This is a genomic window from Myxacorys sp. (assembly GCF_059501405.1).
In genome coordinates this window covers 1-16,316 of sequence record NZ_JCACCM010000086.1, presented here as the reverse complement: position 1 = coordinate 16,316, position 16,316 = coordinate 1, and the positions used below count along the sequence as shown (strand labels likewise).

The following is a 16,316-nucleotide window of genomic DNA, read 5'->3' as shown; positions in this document are numbered from 1 at the left end:
AGTCAAAGGGTTGCGAATGTGCCTAGATTATTTTTGCGCCATTGGGCATCAAGGTAACGATCGGTTTTGAGTTCTAAAAGGCGAATTCCTTCTGTTGGTAAAGGATTCAGTCGCTGGGTGAACTGCTCCCACGTCTGGATGCATTCATACTGCACCTCATAAGTCTGGCAGAGTTTGGCGAAGTCTATGTTTTGAGGCGTGGCGAAAAATGCTTCAAACGGCGGATCAAATTGGGAAATTGGCAACATATTGAAAATGCCGCCGCCGTTGTTGTTGATCAAAATGATGGTGAGGTGTGATTTCTGCGATGTTACGCCCTGCGCTAATTGGAGCAAAAATCCGTTCGTATCGTGCAATAGCGCCAGATCTCCCGTCAATAACACGGCGCTCTGCTCATAAGCGATTCCTAACGCTGTCGAAAGCGTGCCATCAATGCCATTCGCGCCGCGATTGAAAAACGGTTGAATAGCGCGATCGCTCGGTTGCCAAAAAAATTCGACATCGCGCACGGGCATGCTGTTCGAGACAAATAGTGGAGTATGTCTGGGAAGATGCTGCGACAGCAGCCACGCCGCTTTTCCCTCAAACAGGCTGACTTCGGCTGCCAAGGTCTGATCAATGGTGTGTCGCGTGTTGGATTCAGCCGTTAACCAAACGTCGAGATACTGAGAATCACCTAAGCCTGCTTCTGGAAGAGTGACGTGTTCGACAGATATTGGAATGTGAATCGTTTTGCCGTGGAGCGGATCGAGGTTGCGATCGCCCCCCGGATCTATCACATACTGTTTTGGCTGATGCACCGCTAACCATTGCCGCAGTTCTTTGCTAGTTGGCATTTCTCCAATCCGAATCACAACCTCTGGCGCTAATTTTTCGGCAAAATTGGCGTTTCTCAGAATCGCGTCGTAGGTTGAAATCAGATAGGGCTGAAGGCGGGCATGATTTCGTACCGGGGATAATCCTTCAGCTAGGACAGGCATTCCTAGCGCTTTTGATAGGTGCGCGATCGCAGCGCAATATCGCTCTGCATCCTTGGGTTGAGCAACCCCAGCAATGATGATTCCCCGACGTCCAGCATCTGGCACACTCCATGCCAACGGTTTTGCTTCTCCCACCAAATCATCGACCGAGCGGACGTGATCAAAAAAGTCGTGTGGAAACTGATCGGCGATTTCGCTCATTCCGTCCTGTTGAATGGGCGGTAATGGATCGCGAAACGGTAGATTCAAATGCACCACCCCAGCAACGGGATAGCGCGATCGCTCCCATGCCTGCACAATCGTTTGCCGCCAATAGGCCAACATCGACAGTTCCAACGACGGCAACGCGACTTCAGCGTAACTAGCATACGACCCAAATATTTTTTGCTGGTCGATCGCTTGTCCGGCATTGCAGTTGCGGAGTTCAGGTGGACGATCCGCTGTTAATACCAAAAGCGGCACTCGGCTTTCTCGCGCTTCGATCACAGCAGGATAAAAGTTTGCCGCAGCGGTGCCAGAGGTGCAAATCAGTGCCACAGGCTGACCCGTGCGCTTGGTAATTCCTAACGCAAAAAACGAGGCGGAGCGTTCATCTAAAACCGGAATTGCGTTGATGTTGGGATGGCGAGCAAACGCGATCGCGAGCGGTGCGGATCGCGAACCCGGACAAATCACCGCCGTCTTCAGACCAAGCCGTGCTAACGTCTCAGTCAGAATAGATGCCCAGAGCGTATTAGTATTGCGAAAATCCAGCGGCATGAAATCAGAATAAGCGAGTACTGCTCTTCTACGGTAGTCGGTTTGCTCTTACCTCTACGCGGTTTCTAGGAAGTTCGCTATGCGCTAATCGCCTGAAGCAACGCCTGCAACTTTAGCTGCACCTCTGCCAGTTCCTTCTCAGGATTTGAGCCTGCCACAATTCCTGCGCCTGCAAACAATCGCGCTTGACGGCCTTGAATTAAGGCAGAGCGAATGCCAACCGCAAACTCACCATTTCCCTGATGATCGACCCAACCGATCGGAGCGGCATAGAGCGATCGCTCAAAGGCTTCAAATCGGCGAATTTGCTCACAGGCCTCCAGTCTCGGCGCACCCGCTACCGCAGGAGTTGGATGCAGTTCTGCCACCACATCTAGCAAATGGACGCTAGAAGGAACGCTTGCCCGAATCGGAGTTTGCAAGTGCTGAATATTAGATAGCTGTAGCAGTCGAGCCGGGGCAAGCTGAGGGGATAATCCTAGCGTGCTTAAATGCTGCATAATCGAATCGATGACGACCTGATGCTCATGAATTTCTTTCCGACTGTTGAGCAAATGGTTGGCAAATTGAGCATCTTCTGCGGAGGTTTTGCCACGCGGGGCTGACCCAGCGAGAGCATCGGTAGTCAGGGTACGCTCCGAGAGAATTTGAGAAATGCCGACCAGCCGCTCAGGACTCGCCCCGATAAAGGTTGAGCCTCTTCCGTTACTGGATGAGAAAATATAGCAGTTTGAATACAACTTTTGAAGATGATGCAGCGAAGCCACTAAATTGAGCGGCAGTGGAGAAAAGATGTCCAGTGCATGAGCTAAAACTACTTTGTGAAACTGCTTAGCTCGAATCAGATCTAATGCAGCAGCAACAGAGGTTGTAAATTGTTCGGGCGGGGCTACAAATTTCTGTTGAAAAAATGTTTTATTAGCATCGCTCAAATTCACCACTTCGTATTTAACGGCTTGAATTTTTTGCAGCGTTTGCCATACCCGATCAACAGTTGCTTCAACATCAAAATCAGCATCAATAACGACGTTTGCAACAACCGTGTAGCGCTCCTCTAAACTCCGTGTGAACTCTTGCGGAGTCTGGCAAAGCCACTCGTGACTCGACAAGGAGCTAGAGCGGACAATTTGCCAAGCGGGTAGAAAGACCGATGCGGCGGCAAACGCAGCTTCTCTGCTCGTATCAAAGAACGAGAAATTACAGAAAAAATGTGCCCCAGCAAAAGGGGCATTTAGGTCTCCAAACAGAGTTGTTTTTGCTAATGCGGTTTGAATAAACTCTTTCGCCTCAGCAAAACGATGACGACCTTCTGTTTCTAATTGTAAGGCAACATCAAACGCTAAAATTGCTTCTTGATGGCCGCTTTTTTCAAAATAAAAGTGGCGCTGAGTGGGTTTAACAACAGAATGTAAAACAGCTAATAGATCAACTGGCTCAATTGCTAGAGAAATACTAGCGATGCGTCGCTCTTGAAGATCAGAAATGGACTCTTTGCAGGTAAGTAAAAACTGATATAGGTCTTTATAAGTAGGACGTTGATCGAGTTGATACTGAATAGCTGTCATGAGCAAACAAATCTAAAGGTTAGCTTTAATGAACCTGCGATCGATGCAAGGTGAGACCCTGTAGGAATCACACCGAGATCTGGACGATCGCAAAAGCAATCTGCGATTGGCTCGACGAAGCCCGAAAGAGCTTCGCAGAGCGAAATCAAAAAGACCGCACTTAGACTATTAGCTGATCTTAATCGACTCGGTGATTTCCGTTGACTAAACCAGCACACGAGAAGATTTTTTACGACTCACCGAAAGCCGGAATTGGTCAGGCGGCACAAATGTTATACCGCGCCGACTAGGACGCACAGGACGGTCATAATTTGTTTGCAATTCGTAACAAGATAAAACAGTTGCCAATACTAGTTTCATCTCAAATAGTGACAGCGCCATCCCAATACAACTCCGATTGCCGCCGCCAAACGGAAAAAATTCGTAAGGTGAGAACTTCTGCTCTAAGAATCGTTCTGGCTGAAACTGATCTGGATTTTTGTAGGTCTTGGCTCTGCGATGGGCGAGGTAAATGCAGGGAACAAGAACGCTTCCGGGTTCGTACTCATACCCCTCCAGCGCGATCGCATGTTTCACTTTGCGCGGCTGAGCAATCAGCGCGATCGGGTAAACGCGTAATGCTTCTTTGCAAACGGCGTTTAAGTACGGTAACTGAGATAGAGCCACTGGATCGGGCGTGTCTCCCATTGCCTCTAATTCACGCGCTAACCGTGCCAAACACTCTGGATGACGATGAATCCAATAGAACGCCCATGTCAGCCCTGAGGCTGTTGTTTCGTGGCCTAGCAGCAGCAACGTCATGAGTTGATCCCGAAGCTCTTGGTCGCCCATCGCCTCGCCTTGCTCGTCGCGGGCCATCATTAGCACCGATAGAATGTCCGTTCGCTGGCTGAGATCTTGCGATCCTTCGGAGCTTGGCGAAGCTAATCGTCGCTCTGCAATTTCGGCAAAAATCAACGAGTCGATTTCCTTCTGTCGATGGAGAAAATCGCCCCAAGGACTCTGTTTTCCTAAGTTCTGCTGAAGCACTGGAAAAAAGAATTGCGTTGAATACAAGGGCGACGTAATCGCTTCTAGCAATTGACTCAGTAGCACTCGAAGCCGTTCGTAGCGTTCTCCTGGCACAAGTCCAAAGACAACTTGCAAAATGACCTGAAGCGAAATCTCCGCCATCTCCTGGCGAATAAAGATTGACGCTCCGGTTTGCCACTGCTCAATTCGCGATCGGGTTAGCTGACAAATCAAATTTCCCTGACTATAAAGCTGTTCTCGGTGCAGGGCAGGCATGAGCAATTGACGCTGCCGCTGATGCTGCGCTCCGGCTTGCATGATCAGCGATTGATTTCCGACCAGCGGACGAAAAATGTGGGTGACTTGACCAAACTCAAACGAGTCGGACAGGGTTGTAAAAATCGATTGAATCGATTGAGGATTGCTAAAGAAAACAACAGGGGGTGAGTTGATGCCGAGGACTCGAAGCGTGAAGGTATCGCCGTGTTGAGCAGCGCAAGCGTCGAGAAATTTTAGGGGCTGAGCTACGATCGCGAGAGTTTGTAGCAGCGGCGGCAAGTGAGAACCAGCAGGCAAAGTCATGAATGTTGTGAATCGAGGGTAGTTAAAAAGGGATCAAACGTTTTGTGAGTTCCAGTTTCAGCAGATCTTCAACTAGCCGAGGGTATTCATTCCTTGGGAAGGGTTGCCGGAGGCGTTCGCCACATCTGTTACCTGATTTGATGCCAGCGATGTCGATGCGACAACGATAAGGAGAACTGCATTTCCATCATTCATTGTGCTTTAACTGAAATTCAATTTCACGCGGATAAATTAACCAAACTCGCTGCGTCGGTTGCGATAGAGTTTGCACGAGCGGCGATAGCTCATTAATTTCTCGCAGTCCTTTGGTTGTTTGAATGTTAATGCCTTTGTGATAGAGCGTGTAGCCGCGACTCACCGCAACTCTTAAACCTGCGTAATAGTTAGCATCAAGTCCAGCTTGAGTCAGCCAGTGATGCGCTTTTTCTAGCAGGGTGGCGCGATCGCACTCATCTAAATGCGTCACCTCTAGCGCTTTCAGTAAATCGCGATCCAAAAATCGACGACACAGATCAGACAGGATCGGATCGTCATGATATTGCCAGCGTTGAAGATGATAGACAAACACCCCGTCATCGGTCGCCAAATATTGCTCTAAGGAAGGAGAATCGTGACTTAACCAAGCGCTAACATTCTCATCCGCCATCAACGTTCCAATTTGAAATAGCTGTCTCGCCCGTTCAAAGACTTTCGACAATACCCACGTCGCTGCAATGTTTTTGTGATGGTTGTAGACCTGAGCGTACATGAAATAGCGGACGACTAAATAATGCTCGATCGCGGCGATGCCTTTCTGAGCCACGACAAGCTGTTGGCTGACCAGATCGTATCGCAGCGCCATCAGAATTCGATCGAGGTCAATCTTGCCGTAAGATGCGCCTGTGAAGTAGCTATCGCGCATCAAATAATCCAAGCGATCGCAGTCTAACTGACTCGAAATCAACTGCCAGACGATCGGCAAAGGATATTTTTTGGCATAAACCTGCTCGATTTGACCCAGCAGACTTGGCGAGAACTGATCCAACAACTGCCGAATCGGAGCAGAGTGGGCCAGAATCTGCCGTGACCACATCTCATGATCGCTGCCAAAAATTTCTTCTGCCGTATGGCTAAATGGGCCATGCCCAATGTCATGAAGCATCGCCGCACATAGCACGATCGGACGATGAGGCAGCAGTTGCGGATAGTCCCGAAGGATGCGATCGAAGGCTCGCCGCGCCACCGCCATTACCCCAATCGAATGGGTAAACCGCGATCCTTCCGCACCGTGAAAGGTGAGACTGGCAGGACCGAGCTGCCGGATTCGTCGCAAGCGTTGAAAGGCAGGAGTATCAATCAGTTTAATTAACAGCGCTTCGGTTGGGTCGTTGCTGTTGAGCGCGATCGCACCATGCAACGGATCGTGATACACCCGCTCAAATCCCACAGTTCAGCCCTCACGTGTTTCCGGCGACGAGAGAATCTGAGGTGACAGTCTCAACCGCCGCTTGATACTGATTATCGGCCGCCGTGCCAATTTGATCGAGGCTAATGGCTTGGTCGAGGGCCACGATGCGATCGGGCTGAATGCCTAGTTTGTTGATGTCCGTGTGATTTGGCGTTTCGTACTTCGCGACCGTAACCGCTAATCCTGCACCATCAGAGAGATCAAACAGCGATTGAATTAAGCCTTTGCCAAAGGTTTTTTCGCCAACAATGGCGGCGCGCTTATTGTCGTGCAGTGCGCCTGCCAGAATTTCGCTGGCACTAGCGGTGCCTTGATTGACCAACACCACCAGCGGATCGTCGGTTAACGCGCCGCCCAGCGCTTCAAAGCTGCCAATCGTTCCTTGACGATTAACGGTGTAAACGATCGTGCCATCGTTAAGCCAAAGCCGCGCAATCTCAACACCTGCGTTCAGCAAGCCACCTGGATTATTTCGCAAATCGAGAATGTAAGAATCTGCACCTTGGCTTTCTAGCTTTGCGATCGCATGAGCGACTTCCATCGTTGCATTGGCGTTAAACTGGCTCAGCTTCAGGTATCCCACCTTTTTTCCGTTCGTTTGAGGGCGGAGTTCTGCCATGACCGGATTGACAGCAATGCGATCGCGGCGTAACACCAAGTCTTGCTCCGCCTGTCCTGTTCGCGCTACGGTCAGCGTCACCTGACTGCCAATCTTGCCCCGCATTCGCTCTGCGGCTTCATCGAGGCTTAAGCCCTGCGTCGAAACGCCATCAATCTTTAAGATAATATCTGCCGCTTGAATGCCAGACTTCGCTGCTGGTGAGCCTTCAATCGGGGAAATCACTTTGAGCAGCTTTGTCTCTAGGTCAAGCGCAATCTGCAAGCCAACGCCGGTCAGCTCTCCAGAAGTCGTTGTTTGCAGGCTCCGATACTGATCGGGCTTTAGCAACCGCGTAAACGGATCGTCTAACACCGCGACCATTTGCGCGATCGCCGCATAGGTCGCTTCTCGATCCGGCAATGGCTGCTTCAGATATTTCTCCCGTATCCCCCACCAATTGCTGTGGTTGAAGGTTGAATCGACGTAAGCGCGATCGATGACTCGCCAAGCTTCGTTCAAAAGCTTTTGATTCTCAGTCAGGGCATGGGCTGGAGACACGACGCCAAATGCGATTGCCACCGACAGAACCCCAATTATGAGCGAGCGGAACCAAGAAGAGCGTTTTCTCATAGTCAGCGATCGTAGCGTGAAACGGTTATACAGTGTAGTCTGTCTTACTTTGACAAAATTTTATAAAGCTTTCAAACCTTGGAGCAAAGGAAAGATTTCTTAACAAAGTATTAAGCTTAACAAATGTCTTGAAAACAAGTCCCAAACGCCTCAATTCCTGTCCAATTGCCTCTTTCCAAGGTGTAATCATCGTTACTCTTGTGTTACATTTTTTATGAACAGCAATCATTTTTAGGAACGCTTGCTTTATGGCAAATGTGTACGACTGGTTTGACGAGCGCCTTGAAATTCAAGCGCTCTCGGAAGACGTAACCAGCAAGTACGTGCCGCCTCACGTCAATATTTTTTACTGCCTGGGCGGAATTACGCTAACTTGCTTTCTGATCCAGTTCGCCACTGGATTTGCGATGACCTTCTACTACAGACCCACTGTGGCAGAAGCATTCACCTCCGTTCAGTACATCATGAATGATGTCAACTTCGGATGGCTGATTCGCTCGGTTCACAAATGGTCTGCCAGCATGATGGTGCTGATGATGATTCTGCACACCTTCCGGGTCTACCTGACGGGGGGCTTCAAAAAGCCTCGTGAGCTGACCTGGGTAACGGGCGTGATCCTGGCGGTGATCACCGTTTCCTTTGGCGTGACGGGCTACTCATTGCCTTGGGATCAAGTTGGCTACTGGGCAGTCAAAATTGTGTCGGGTGTGCCCGAAGCGATTCCGGTTGTAGGTACGCTGATTGCAGATTTGCTTAGAGGTGGTGCAAGCGTCGGTCAATCGACTCTAACTCGCTACTACAGCGCACACACCTTTGTGTTGCCATGGCTAATCGCCGTGTTTATGCTGGCGCATTTCTTGATGATTCGGAAGCAAGGTATTTCTGGTCCATTGTAAAACGTGACAATATCCGTCGCTTTACAGGTTCAAGAATTTTCTGTTTAGTTCTACTCTATAGATTGCTTGCTGTTTTCCCCTGCTGACTTCTGACCTTTAAGGAGAGCCTTTACGAATGGCAACCGTTAAGAAGCCGGATCTAAGTGATCCACAGTTGAGAGCTAAGTTGGCAAAAGGCATGGGTCACAATTATTATGGTGAACCTGCTTGGCCTAACGACCTGCTCTACATTTTCCCGGTCGTAATTTTGGGCACGATCGCGCTTTGCGTCGGTTTGGCAGTTCTCGATCCTGCGATGATCGGTGAGCCTGCAAATCCATTTGCGACTCCGCTTGAAATTCTGCCTGAGTGGTATCTGTACCCTGTGTTCAACATTCTGCGTCTTGTTCCGAACAAGTTGCTGGGTGTGGTGCTGATGGGTTCTGTGCCGCTAGGTTTGATTGTGGTTCCGTTTATCGAGAACGTGAACAAGTTCCAAAACCCCTTCCGTCGTCCGGTTGCAATGGCTTTGTTCCTGTTTGGAACGGCTGTTACAATGTGGCTCGGAATTGGCGCAACCTTCCCGGTTAGCCAAGGGTTGACCCTCGGTTTGTTCTAAATAAATTTGTTTCTTCTCGAAACAATCTGTGTGCCTGCTAGAGATCTTGAACCGTTCAAGGTGTTTGGTAGGCACTCTTTTTTTGGTTGTTAAAATGCCTACATGATGTGGAGAAGATTTCAATGACTTCCCAAGCTATCCCCGCTCAAGAGCAGCGCCACTACACACTCGAAGAGTATTTAGAGCTAGAAAGAAACGCAGAGTTTCGGAGCGAATATGACAATGGAAAAATTACGCCAATGACGGATGGAACAACCAATCACAACCAAATTTCTGGTAACAGTTACATCGCATTAAGCCTCGGATTAAGAAGGCAAAATTTCCGTGTGTTTATTGCAGACGTGCGGCTATGGATACCAACTGAGCGAAAATTTAGGTATCCAGATGTTATGGTCGTTGCTGGACAACCAGACTACTATAACGATCGTCAAGATACGATTACGAATCCTCAAGTGATTATTGAAGTTTTATCTGATTCAACAGAAGACTTTGATCGAAATGGAAAATTCACACTATATCAATCGGTTCCAACACTTCAGGAATACATTTTGATTGATCAGAATCAAATTGCAATCCATCAATTCTTTAAAACAGGACATAAGCGCTGGACGATTGATCAATACGATGAGCAAGATTCTGAACTGGTGCTGAAGTCGTTTGATTTGAAGATTGCGATCGCAGATCTTTACGAGAAAGTCGACTTTGTCAATCCGTCTTAACCGTCGTCATGAAAATTGTACTGACAGCAGTTGGGCAAGAGTTGGTTGAGGCATGGAACCAGTTTTGCCAAGATTTAGAGGATGTTTCTGTGCATCGTGGTTCGATTCTGGATGTCCAGTGTGATGCGGTGGTGAGCCCTGCCAATAGCTTTGGTTTTATGGATGGTGGAATCGATGCAAGGTATAGCGATCGCGTCGGGTGGCATGTTCAAGAGCGCTTGCAGAAGCTGATTCAAACGAAGCATCATGGAGAACTGCTAGTTGGTATGGCTGAGATTGTCGAGACCGATCATTCCGCAATTCCATATTTGATTGCGGCCCCAACGATGCGCGTTCCAATGGTTCTACGAGATTCAGTCAATCCCTATTTAGCCGCCCACGCCGTTCTGTTGCTAGTCAAACACGGTAGGTTTGAGTCCGGCTCGCTGGCAGGGGAGAAGATTTCAGATGTGGTTCAAACTATTGCGTTTCCGGGCTTAGCAACGGGGATTGGACAGGTGGATGTAAATGTTTGCGCTCGGCAAGTCCGTGCCGCGATTGAAGATGTGGTTCTGGGTAGCGAGTTTCCGACATCCTGGGCAGATGCTCAAGCAAGACATCGGCATTTGTGTAGGGAATAGAGGGTGAGATTAAGAACTCAACGTCTATGAGTGAAGACCACCTGCCTGATTTTCCCTTATTTCTACACGTTCAAACATTGCCGCCAAAGCCTTGCCCCCGCAGGCCTGTGGACCAAATAAGTAGTTCACCATTTTGTCCACCCGCTGCCAATTGATGCCCTTGAGGATGCCAAGACAGGCAGGAAAATCCACTGGGCGCACCATTGAGAACTTGAATTTGACGCTTTGCTTTTTGCCACAAACAGACCGAACCGTCTGCTGATGCTGAAGCCAGTAAAAAGCTGTCGGGTTGGAACTGGATGGACTGTATTGTTGCTTCATGTCCTGCCAGAACACGACCTTCCCAGCCCAGAGTCTCGTCTTCCTGTTTCTCCCAAATTACAATCCCCTCAACACTAGAAGAGGCAAGTAGCGGTGCTCCTGCTTTGGTGAAGACATTTGACCAGTTTAGCTGACGGATTTTACCCGGAAAACCTCGCATCACCCAAGGATGAGGGTTTTCCCATTTCAGCACAGTGATGGTGCGATCGAGATTGCCAGACGCAATGTATTTACCATCGGGCGACCAAGCGATCGCCACACTTGCTGAAGGTATCGTCAGCAAATAGGGGTCATCATTCCAATCGTCTGCTGTCCAGATCTTCACGCCTTGATAGCCGCTCACACTCAAGCGTTTGCCATCGGGATGCCAGGTGATATCTAGGGCAGAAGAGGTATCGAAATTCAGAGTGGCCGCAATATTGACTGATCCTGCATCCCACACCTGTACATATTTTCCCAGACTGAATGCCAGTAGATTCTGAGTTGGACTCCACGCCAAGCGATCGACCCAGGCAGCAGAATTTCCCAAAGTAGCAATCAATTCAGGCACTTCTGAGTGCATCCGCCAAATGTTCACTTGTTCGTTCTGCCCTCCCGCTGCAAGAAATTGCCCGTCTTGGGAGAAGGCAAGACAGTCTACCGATCGTCCAATCACCTTTTGTAAAGACATTACCTGTAGCGTCCCTACGCCATGATACAAAACCACCTCGCCAGCCCCAGAACTAGCGGCTAAGGTTTTGCCATCAGGGGAGTAAGCGATCGCTGTGACATAATCTGACAGTCTTCCTTGCGAGTGCAACGCAAATTCACTTTTCTTCTTTGCCTTCAGACCTGTTGTTTTTAGACTAGACATGCCCGAAAATCCTCTCTGAGTTGAGCTTCATCCAAGTTGCGACCAATAAAGACCAGTTTGTTTTTGCGGGTTTCTTCTGGTTTCCAGGGGCGATCGGCTCTGCCATCAAACAGCATGTGAACGCCTTGAAATACAAACCGCTGATCTTCACCGGCAAGGCTCAGAATGCCTTTCATGCGGAAAATATCGGGCCCCTGAGTTTGCAGCAGATTGCCGAGCCACTCGTTAAGCTTGTTGCCGTCCAGGTCACCAAATTCGACGATCGCCACTGAACCAACCGTCTCATCATGCTCATGCGCGGTTTCGTTCAAAAACTCTGGGTCGATTTCCAGCGCCCAATTCAGGTCAAAGGCACCAATCCCCAGTAGGGCATTCATCTCCAGTTCAGAGTTGCGAGTGCGGTAGATTTTGGTGAGTGCATTCATGCCCCGAATCCGCCGCTCCAGGTCATCTAGATCGGCTGGAGTGACCAGATCGGTTTTGTTCAGCAACACCACATCGGCAAAGGCAATCTGTTCCTGTGCCTCCTCTGCCTCCCAGTGCTGCCAAATGTGTTTGGCATCCACGACGGTAACAACTGAATCGAGATTGGTTTGCGCCTGTACATCCTCATCCATGAAAAAGGTTTGAATCACCGGAGCCGGATCAGCCAGTCCGGTAGTTTCAATCACTAAATGGTCAAACTTATCGCGCCGCATCATCAGATTACCGATGATGCGAATCAGGTCGCCTCGCACGGTGCAGCAGATGCAGCCGTTATTCATTTCAAAGATTTCTTCGTCGGCGTTGATGATCAATTGGTGATCAATTCCCACGTCACCAAATTCGTTGACGATGACAGCGACCTTTTTGCCATGTTCGTGAGTGAGGATGCGATTGAGCAAGGTAGTTTTGCCTGCGCCCAGGTAGCCTGTCAGCAGGGTTACAGGAACACTGTCTTGCAGTTCAGAAGCAATCATAGGTCGGTTTAGATAATGAAAATCATTATCATTCTAGTCGGTTCTGGCGGCGAGATCGAGCCCAAGTTCAAGATCTTAAAAGACGCAAGCCACTTAAGGTGACTAGAACAGTGGAACCTTCATGTCCAATCACGCCCAGCGGTAGCGACATCTCTCCTGCAAAGTTGGCGACCAGCAACAGCACGATGAATCCGAGGGCAAAGGCAATATTTTGTTTGACAACGAGATGCGATCGCCGTCCTAACCGCACAGCGGCAGCAATTTTGGTCAAGCGATCGGTCATTAGTACAATATCTGCCGTTTCCAAAGCGACATCGCTGCCTGCCGCACCCATTGCAATTCCAACTGTTGCCTGAGCTAACGCGGGGGCATCGTTAATGCCATCGCCCACCATTGCCACTGAGCCGTATCGCTGTTGCAGTTTTCGGATCAGGTGAAGTTTATCTTCTGGCAGCAATTCAGCGTGAACTTCCGTGATGCCAACTGCATGTGCAACACTCTGCGCGGTTTCCTGATTGTCTCCGGTGAGCATAATCAGGTGTTCAATGCCCAGCTTCTTCAATTGAGCGATCGCTATTGCTGCCTCCGATCTCACCTGATCGGCAATGGCAATCATCCCAATCACCTGATGGGCTCGAACGACCCAAACGATAGTCTTGCCAAGTTCCTGTAGGGCAGTGGCCTGCGATCGCAGGGCGTCATCCCAATCCGTCACTAGCGGCTGCACAAAGGCTAATTGACCTACCACTACAGATTGGTGATCCACCTGCCCGGTGATGCCTTGCCCTGGATAGGACTGAACAGCCATTGCGGTTGGAGAAGACAAAGGGTAGGCTGCACGACAAACGGCTTGCCCGATCGGATGCTCCGAGGAAGACTCTAGCGCGGCTGCAACTCGCAACACCTCGGTTTCTGAGTACCCGGTGGCAGGAATGACAGCGCAAACCTCTGGCTGTCCGGTGGTAAGGGTGCCTGTTTTGTCAAAGGCGATCGCGCTGATTCGTCCGATCAGCTCTAATTGCGCTCCGTTCTTAAACAGAATTCCCTGTCTGGCTCCATTAGCAATGCCGGAGAGCAGAGTCGGCATGATTGCCGCCATCAGCGCACAAGGGGAAGCCACGACCAGGAAGATCAACGCTCGGTAAATCGTTGTTTCCCAACTCCAGTGCCACAAAACGGGCGGCAACAGAGCTAACAGAACGCCCATCAGCACAATAACTTTGGCATAGCCCCGCTCAAACCGCTCAATAAACTGCTGCGAGGGGGGCTTCTCAGTTTGCGCCTGTTCCACCAGGCGAATCACCCGCTGAAGTAGGCTGCTTTCCGGCAGTTGATGGACTCGCAGTTTTAATGCACCATTGCCGTTGAGCGTTCCTGCAAAAACTTCGTCTCCCACAGTTTTCTCGATCGGAACCGACTCTCCAGTAATTGCCGCCTGATTAATCGTGCTGTAGCCATCGACAATTACGCTATCAGTAGGAATGAGTTCTCCCGGTTTCACCAGAATTGTGTCTCCGATTTCCAGATGGGCGATCGCGACCTCGTCTTCCCCGTGCGATCGCAAAACTCTGGCAGTGTCGGGAGCGAGACTCATCAAACTGCGAATACTGCGATCGGTGCGCTGCATCGCATAGTTCTCTAATGCGCCACTAATTGCAAAAATTAAAATTAGCACTGCGCCATCAATGATCAGAAAATATTCTCGTCGCCACAGTCCCAATCCTGCGGCTCCTAATGCCGCTACAATCATCAGCAGGTCTACATCCAGTTCCTTCTCTTGAAACAGGGTCGTCAACCCTTCGTGGGCACTTTCATACCCACCCACGACATAGGCAGCCACGAGGAGGAATAGCGCGGTGCCTACCCATGCCAAATGCAGTGCCCACCAGCCCAAAAACACCAGCACCCCACAGACGATCGCCGCCAAAACATCGCTTTTTGCCTGGCTGAATGCCACTAAGCGAGTTTGAGGCAACTGGATTGAGTTAAACATGAGTAGTCATCTAGACGACTCTTTCACGCTAAACCTTGACATTAGTGTTAATGTCAAGGTGTCTACCGCCCTACTGCTAATCTATGGGTCAAAACCTAACGATTAAAGAATTAACCGATGCCGTTGGCGAGTCTTTAGGCGACGATGGAGTCGAACGAGTCACGCCTCGTATGGTGCGGCATTATCACCAGTTGGGATTAATGCCTCAACCGACGCGATCGTCCGGTAACTATCGCCTCTACTCTGACCAGGATGTGCAGCGGCTCAAGCGGATTGTAGCACTGAAGCAGCAAGGGTTTCAGTTGTCCCACATTCACAAGCTGTTGGAGGTAGAACCCGAACTTGAGCAAGAAGCATTGATGGCGCAGTTGCAGCAGCAATATCGCACCGTGATGCAGCAGATCGCTCACTTGCGGCAGACAGCATCGGCACTTGAAGGGCTGTTAGGACGCGATCGTCCCTGCCAAATGATTCAGGCTGAAGCCCTTTCACAACTCAAGCAACTAGAAGTCGAAGCCCAAGTGAATCTAAACGGGTTAGATCAGCTCTGGAGTGGTTTGGACGCTCAGGTTCATGCACACCCAGAGGCGTTTCAAGAATCGCTGCAACGGCTATTGCCTGACTTGAGTGTTTACGGCACATCTCCTCCAGAAACTCGCTCTGAGATTGAAATTGATCTACTCTCCCAGCTTGTGCTTGCCTGCGGAGATGTGAGTTTGGTGTCGTTTGTGCGCTTGAGCCGGAAACCGGAACAAAATGCGATCGCGGCGGCTCGTCATGCTCTGCAAGTGGGTTGTCCGATCCTGGTTGATACAGCGATGGTAAATGCCACGCTAGATCACACGCGGCTGGCCCATCTAGGATGCAGCGTTGAAACCCTAATCGCCAACCCACATCTTCACAGTGCAACCGAAGCAGAGCAAGAATTTTGGTACAGTCAGGCACTTCAGCATCGAGTGAGCCATCTGCCAAAAAACTGCATTTTAGTCATTGGTTATGCGCCTTCAATTTTGCTGGCAGCTTGCGATGCCATAGAAGAAGGCATGATTCAGCCAGCCTTAATCATTGGAATGCCAATCGGGTTTAGTCATGCCCCAGCGGCTAAACGAAAATTAATGCGGTCTGGGGTTCCCTACATCACGATCGAAGGCACACTAGGCGGCGGATTACTCGCAGCAACGAGCCTTAACGCTCTAGTGGAATCGCTATTGGAAAAACCGGATTGCCATTGCTATCTGAACGAATCATCCAGATCATGAACGTTGCACTGTTTGATCTCAATGCGCTGCAATTTCTACCGCATACTCGGTCTCGCTGAGTTCAGGGGGTGACAACGAAGCTATAACGTAGACTGTATGAGAGAGATAGCGTTGAGACCTCGTTGAAAAAAGGAGCGTTTTTGCGGTTTGAGCGCCATCAGTTGGGTCGCTAAGGATGACCAAAGATTGAGGCTGCTAATCCACAAACTTCCATACAGTCCGAGCCAAAAATGACTGTGACGGTTTTGAGTACGTTTCGGTTCTTTGATGCGGTTCCTTCGGAGTTGCGCTTTGCGCTAATCGACGTAATACTGCACTTGCTTAGTACGAATGCGCTGACCCCGAACAGTGGAGATGGAATAAGCAATCGCAATCAGAACCAGCAAGGCTGTGAAGCGGTGCTTACAGGCGTGACAGTCTTCGAGGTTGTAGCCGCCTGATTTCAGGTCGCGAAACATCGGTTCAATACAGAACCTGAAGTCGTAATGAAACAGCGCTTTGTCTGCGCCTACAAAGCTGGTCA

The 16,316-nt window shown here is 49.8% G+C and carries 13 protein-coding genes and 1 pseudogene; 5 read left to right on the top strand and 9 right to left on the bottom strand.

The window, feature by feature from the left end:
- Nucleotides 1-2: 2 nt before the first annotated feature.
- The 5 genes from menD to ctpA form a co-directional block, all read right to left on the bottom strand.
- On the bottom strand, nt 3-1,739 hold the full coding sequence (menD, locus tag AC5I6P_RS09155) for a 2-succinyl-5-enolpyruvyl-6-hydroxy-3-cyclohexene-1-carboxylic-acid synthase (RefSeq protein ID WP_495693440.1): 1,737 nt from the start codon (nt 1,737-1,739) through the stop codon (nt 3-5).
- Nucleotides 1,740-1,816: 77 nt separating this feature from the next.
- Nucleotides 1,817-3,304 (bottom strand): isochorismate synthase, encoded by a 1,488-nt coding sequence (locus tag AC5I6P_RS09150; RefSeq protein WP_495693439.1) that lies wholly within the window; start codon nt 3,302-3,304, stop codon nt 1,817-1,819.
- 204 nt (nt 3,305-3,508) lie between these two features.
- Entirely contained in the window at nt 3,509-4,897 is a 1,389-nt protein-coding gene (locus tag AC5I6P_RS09145) for a cytochrome P450 (protein ID WP_495693438.1), read from the bottom strand.
- A 187-nt stretch (nt 4,898-5,084) separates the two neighbouring features.
- The gene (locus tag AC5I6P_RS09140) at nt 5,085-6,323 is read right to left on the bottom strand and encodes an HD domain-containing protein (RefSeq protein ID WP_495693437.1); all 1,239 of its coding nucleotides are present in this window, start codon (nt 6,321-6,323) and stop codon (nt 5,085-5,087) included.
- A 10-nt stretch (nt 6,324-6,333) separates the two neighbouring features.
- Nucleotides 6,334-7,575, bottom strand: a complete 1,242-nt coding sequence (gene ctpA / locus AC5I6P_RS09135) for a carboxyl-terminal processing protease CtpA (protein ID WP_495693436.1) — start codon at nt 7,573-7,575, stop codon at nt 6,334-6,336.
- A gap of 248 nt (nt 7,576-7,823) precedes the next feature.
- Between ctpA and petB the strand changes: the two genes are divergently transcribed.
- From petB to AC5I6P_RS09115, 4 genes are all read left to right on the top strand, one after another.
- Nucleotides 7,824-8,471 (top strand): cytochrome b6, encoded by a 648-nt coding sequence (gene petB / locus AC5I6P_RS09130; protein ID WP_495693435.1) that lies wholly within the window; start codon nt 7,824-7,826, stop codon nt 8,469-8,471.
- A gap of 115 nt (nt 8,472-8,586) precedes the next feature.
- The gene (gene petD, locus AC5I6P_RS09125) at nt 8,587-9,069 is read left to right on the top strand and encodes a cytochrome b6-f complex subunit IV (RefSeq protein WP_495693434.1); all 483 of its coding nucleotides are present in this window, start codon (nt 8,587-8,589) and stop codon (nt 9,067-9,069) included.
- Nucleotides 9,070-9,191: 122 nt separating this feature from the next.
- Nucleotides 9,192-9,788 carry a Uma2 family endonuclease gene (locus AC5I6P_RS09120; RefSeq protein WP_495693433.1) on the top strand — a complete coding sequence of 199 codons (597 nt, stop codon included), beginning with the start codon at nt 9,192-9,194 and terminating at the stop codon, nt 9,786-9,788.
- An 8-nt stretch (nt 9,789-9,796) separates the two neighbouring features.
- Nucleotides 9,797-10,408, top strand: a complete 612-nt coding sequence (locus tag AC5I6P_RS09115) for a macro domain-containing protein (protein WP_495693432.1) — start codon at nt 9,797-9,799, stop codon at nt 10,406-10,408.
- Between the two features lie 70 nt (nt 10,409-10,478).
- On the opposite strand, the gene AC5I6P_RS09110 is transcribed toward AC5I6P_RS09115, so the two are convergent.
- From AC5I6P_RS09110 to AC5I6P_RS09100, 3 genes are all read right to left on the bottom strand, one after another.
- Nucleotides 10,479-11,582 (bottom strand): WD40 repeat domain-containing protein, encoded by a 1,104-nt coding sequence (locus tag AC5I6P_RS09110; RefSeq protein ID WP_495693431.1) that lies wholly within the window; start codon nt 11,580-11,582, stop codon nt 10,479-10,481.
- Nucleotides 11,570-12,541 (bottom strand): CobW family GTP-binding protein, encoded by a 972-nt coding sequence (locus tag AC5I6P_RS09105; protein ID WP_495693430.1) that lies wholly within the window; start codon nt 12,539-12,541, stop codon nt 11,570-11,572. The genes AC5I6P_RS09110 and AC5I6P_RS09105 overlap by 13 nt, the downstream gene beginning before the upstream one ends.
- A 67-nt stretch (nt 12,542-12,608) precedes the next feature.
- Complete coding sequence (locus AC5I6P_RS09100) at nt 12,609-14,534, bottom strand: heavy metal translocating P-type ATPase (RefSeq protein WP_495693429.1); 1,926 nt, start codon at nt 14,532-14,534, stop codon at nt 12,609-12,611.
- Nucleotides 14,535-14,617: 83 nt separating this feature from the next.
- On the opposite strand from AC5I6P_RS09100, the gene AC5I6P_RS09095 reads away from it, so the two are divergent.
- A complete protein-coding gene (locus AC5I6P_RS09095; RefSeq protein WP_495693428.1) occupies nt 14,618-15,793 on the top strand; it encodes a precorrin-8X methylmutase in 1,176 nt (391 codons plus the stop codon).
- 296 nt (nt 15,794-16,089) lie between these two features.
- Here the strand turns inward: AC5I6P_RS09095 and AC5I6P_RS09090 are convergent.
- A pseudogene (locus AC5I6P_RS09090) lies at nt 16,090-16,316 on the bottom strand (IS4 family transposase); the annotation flags it as partial.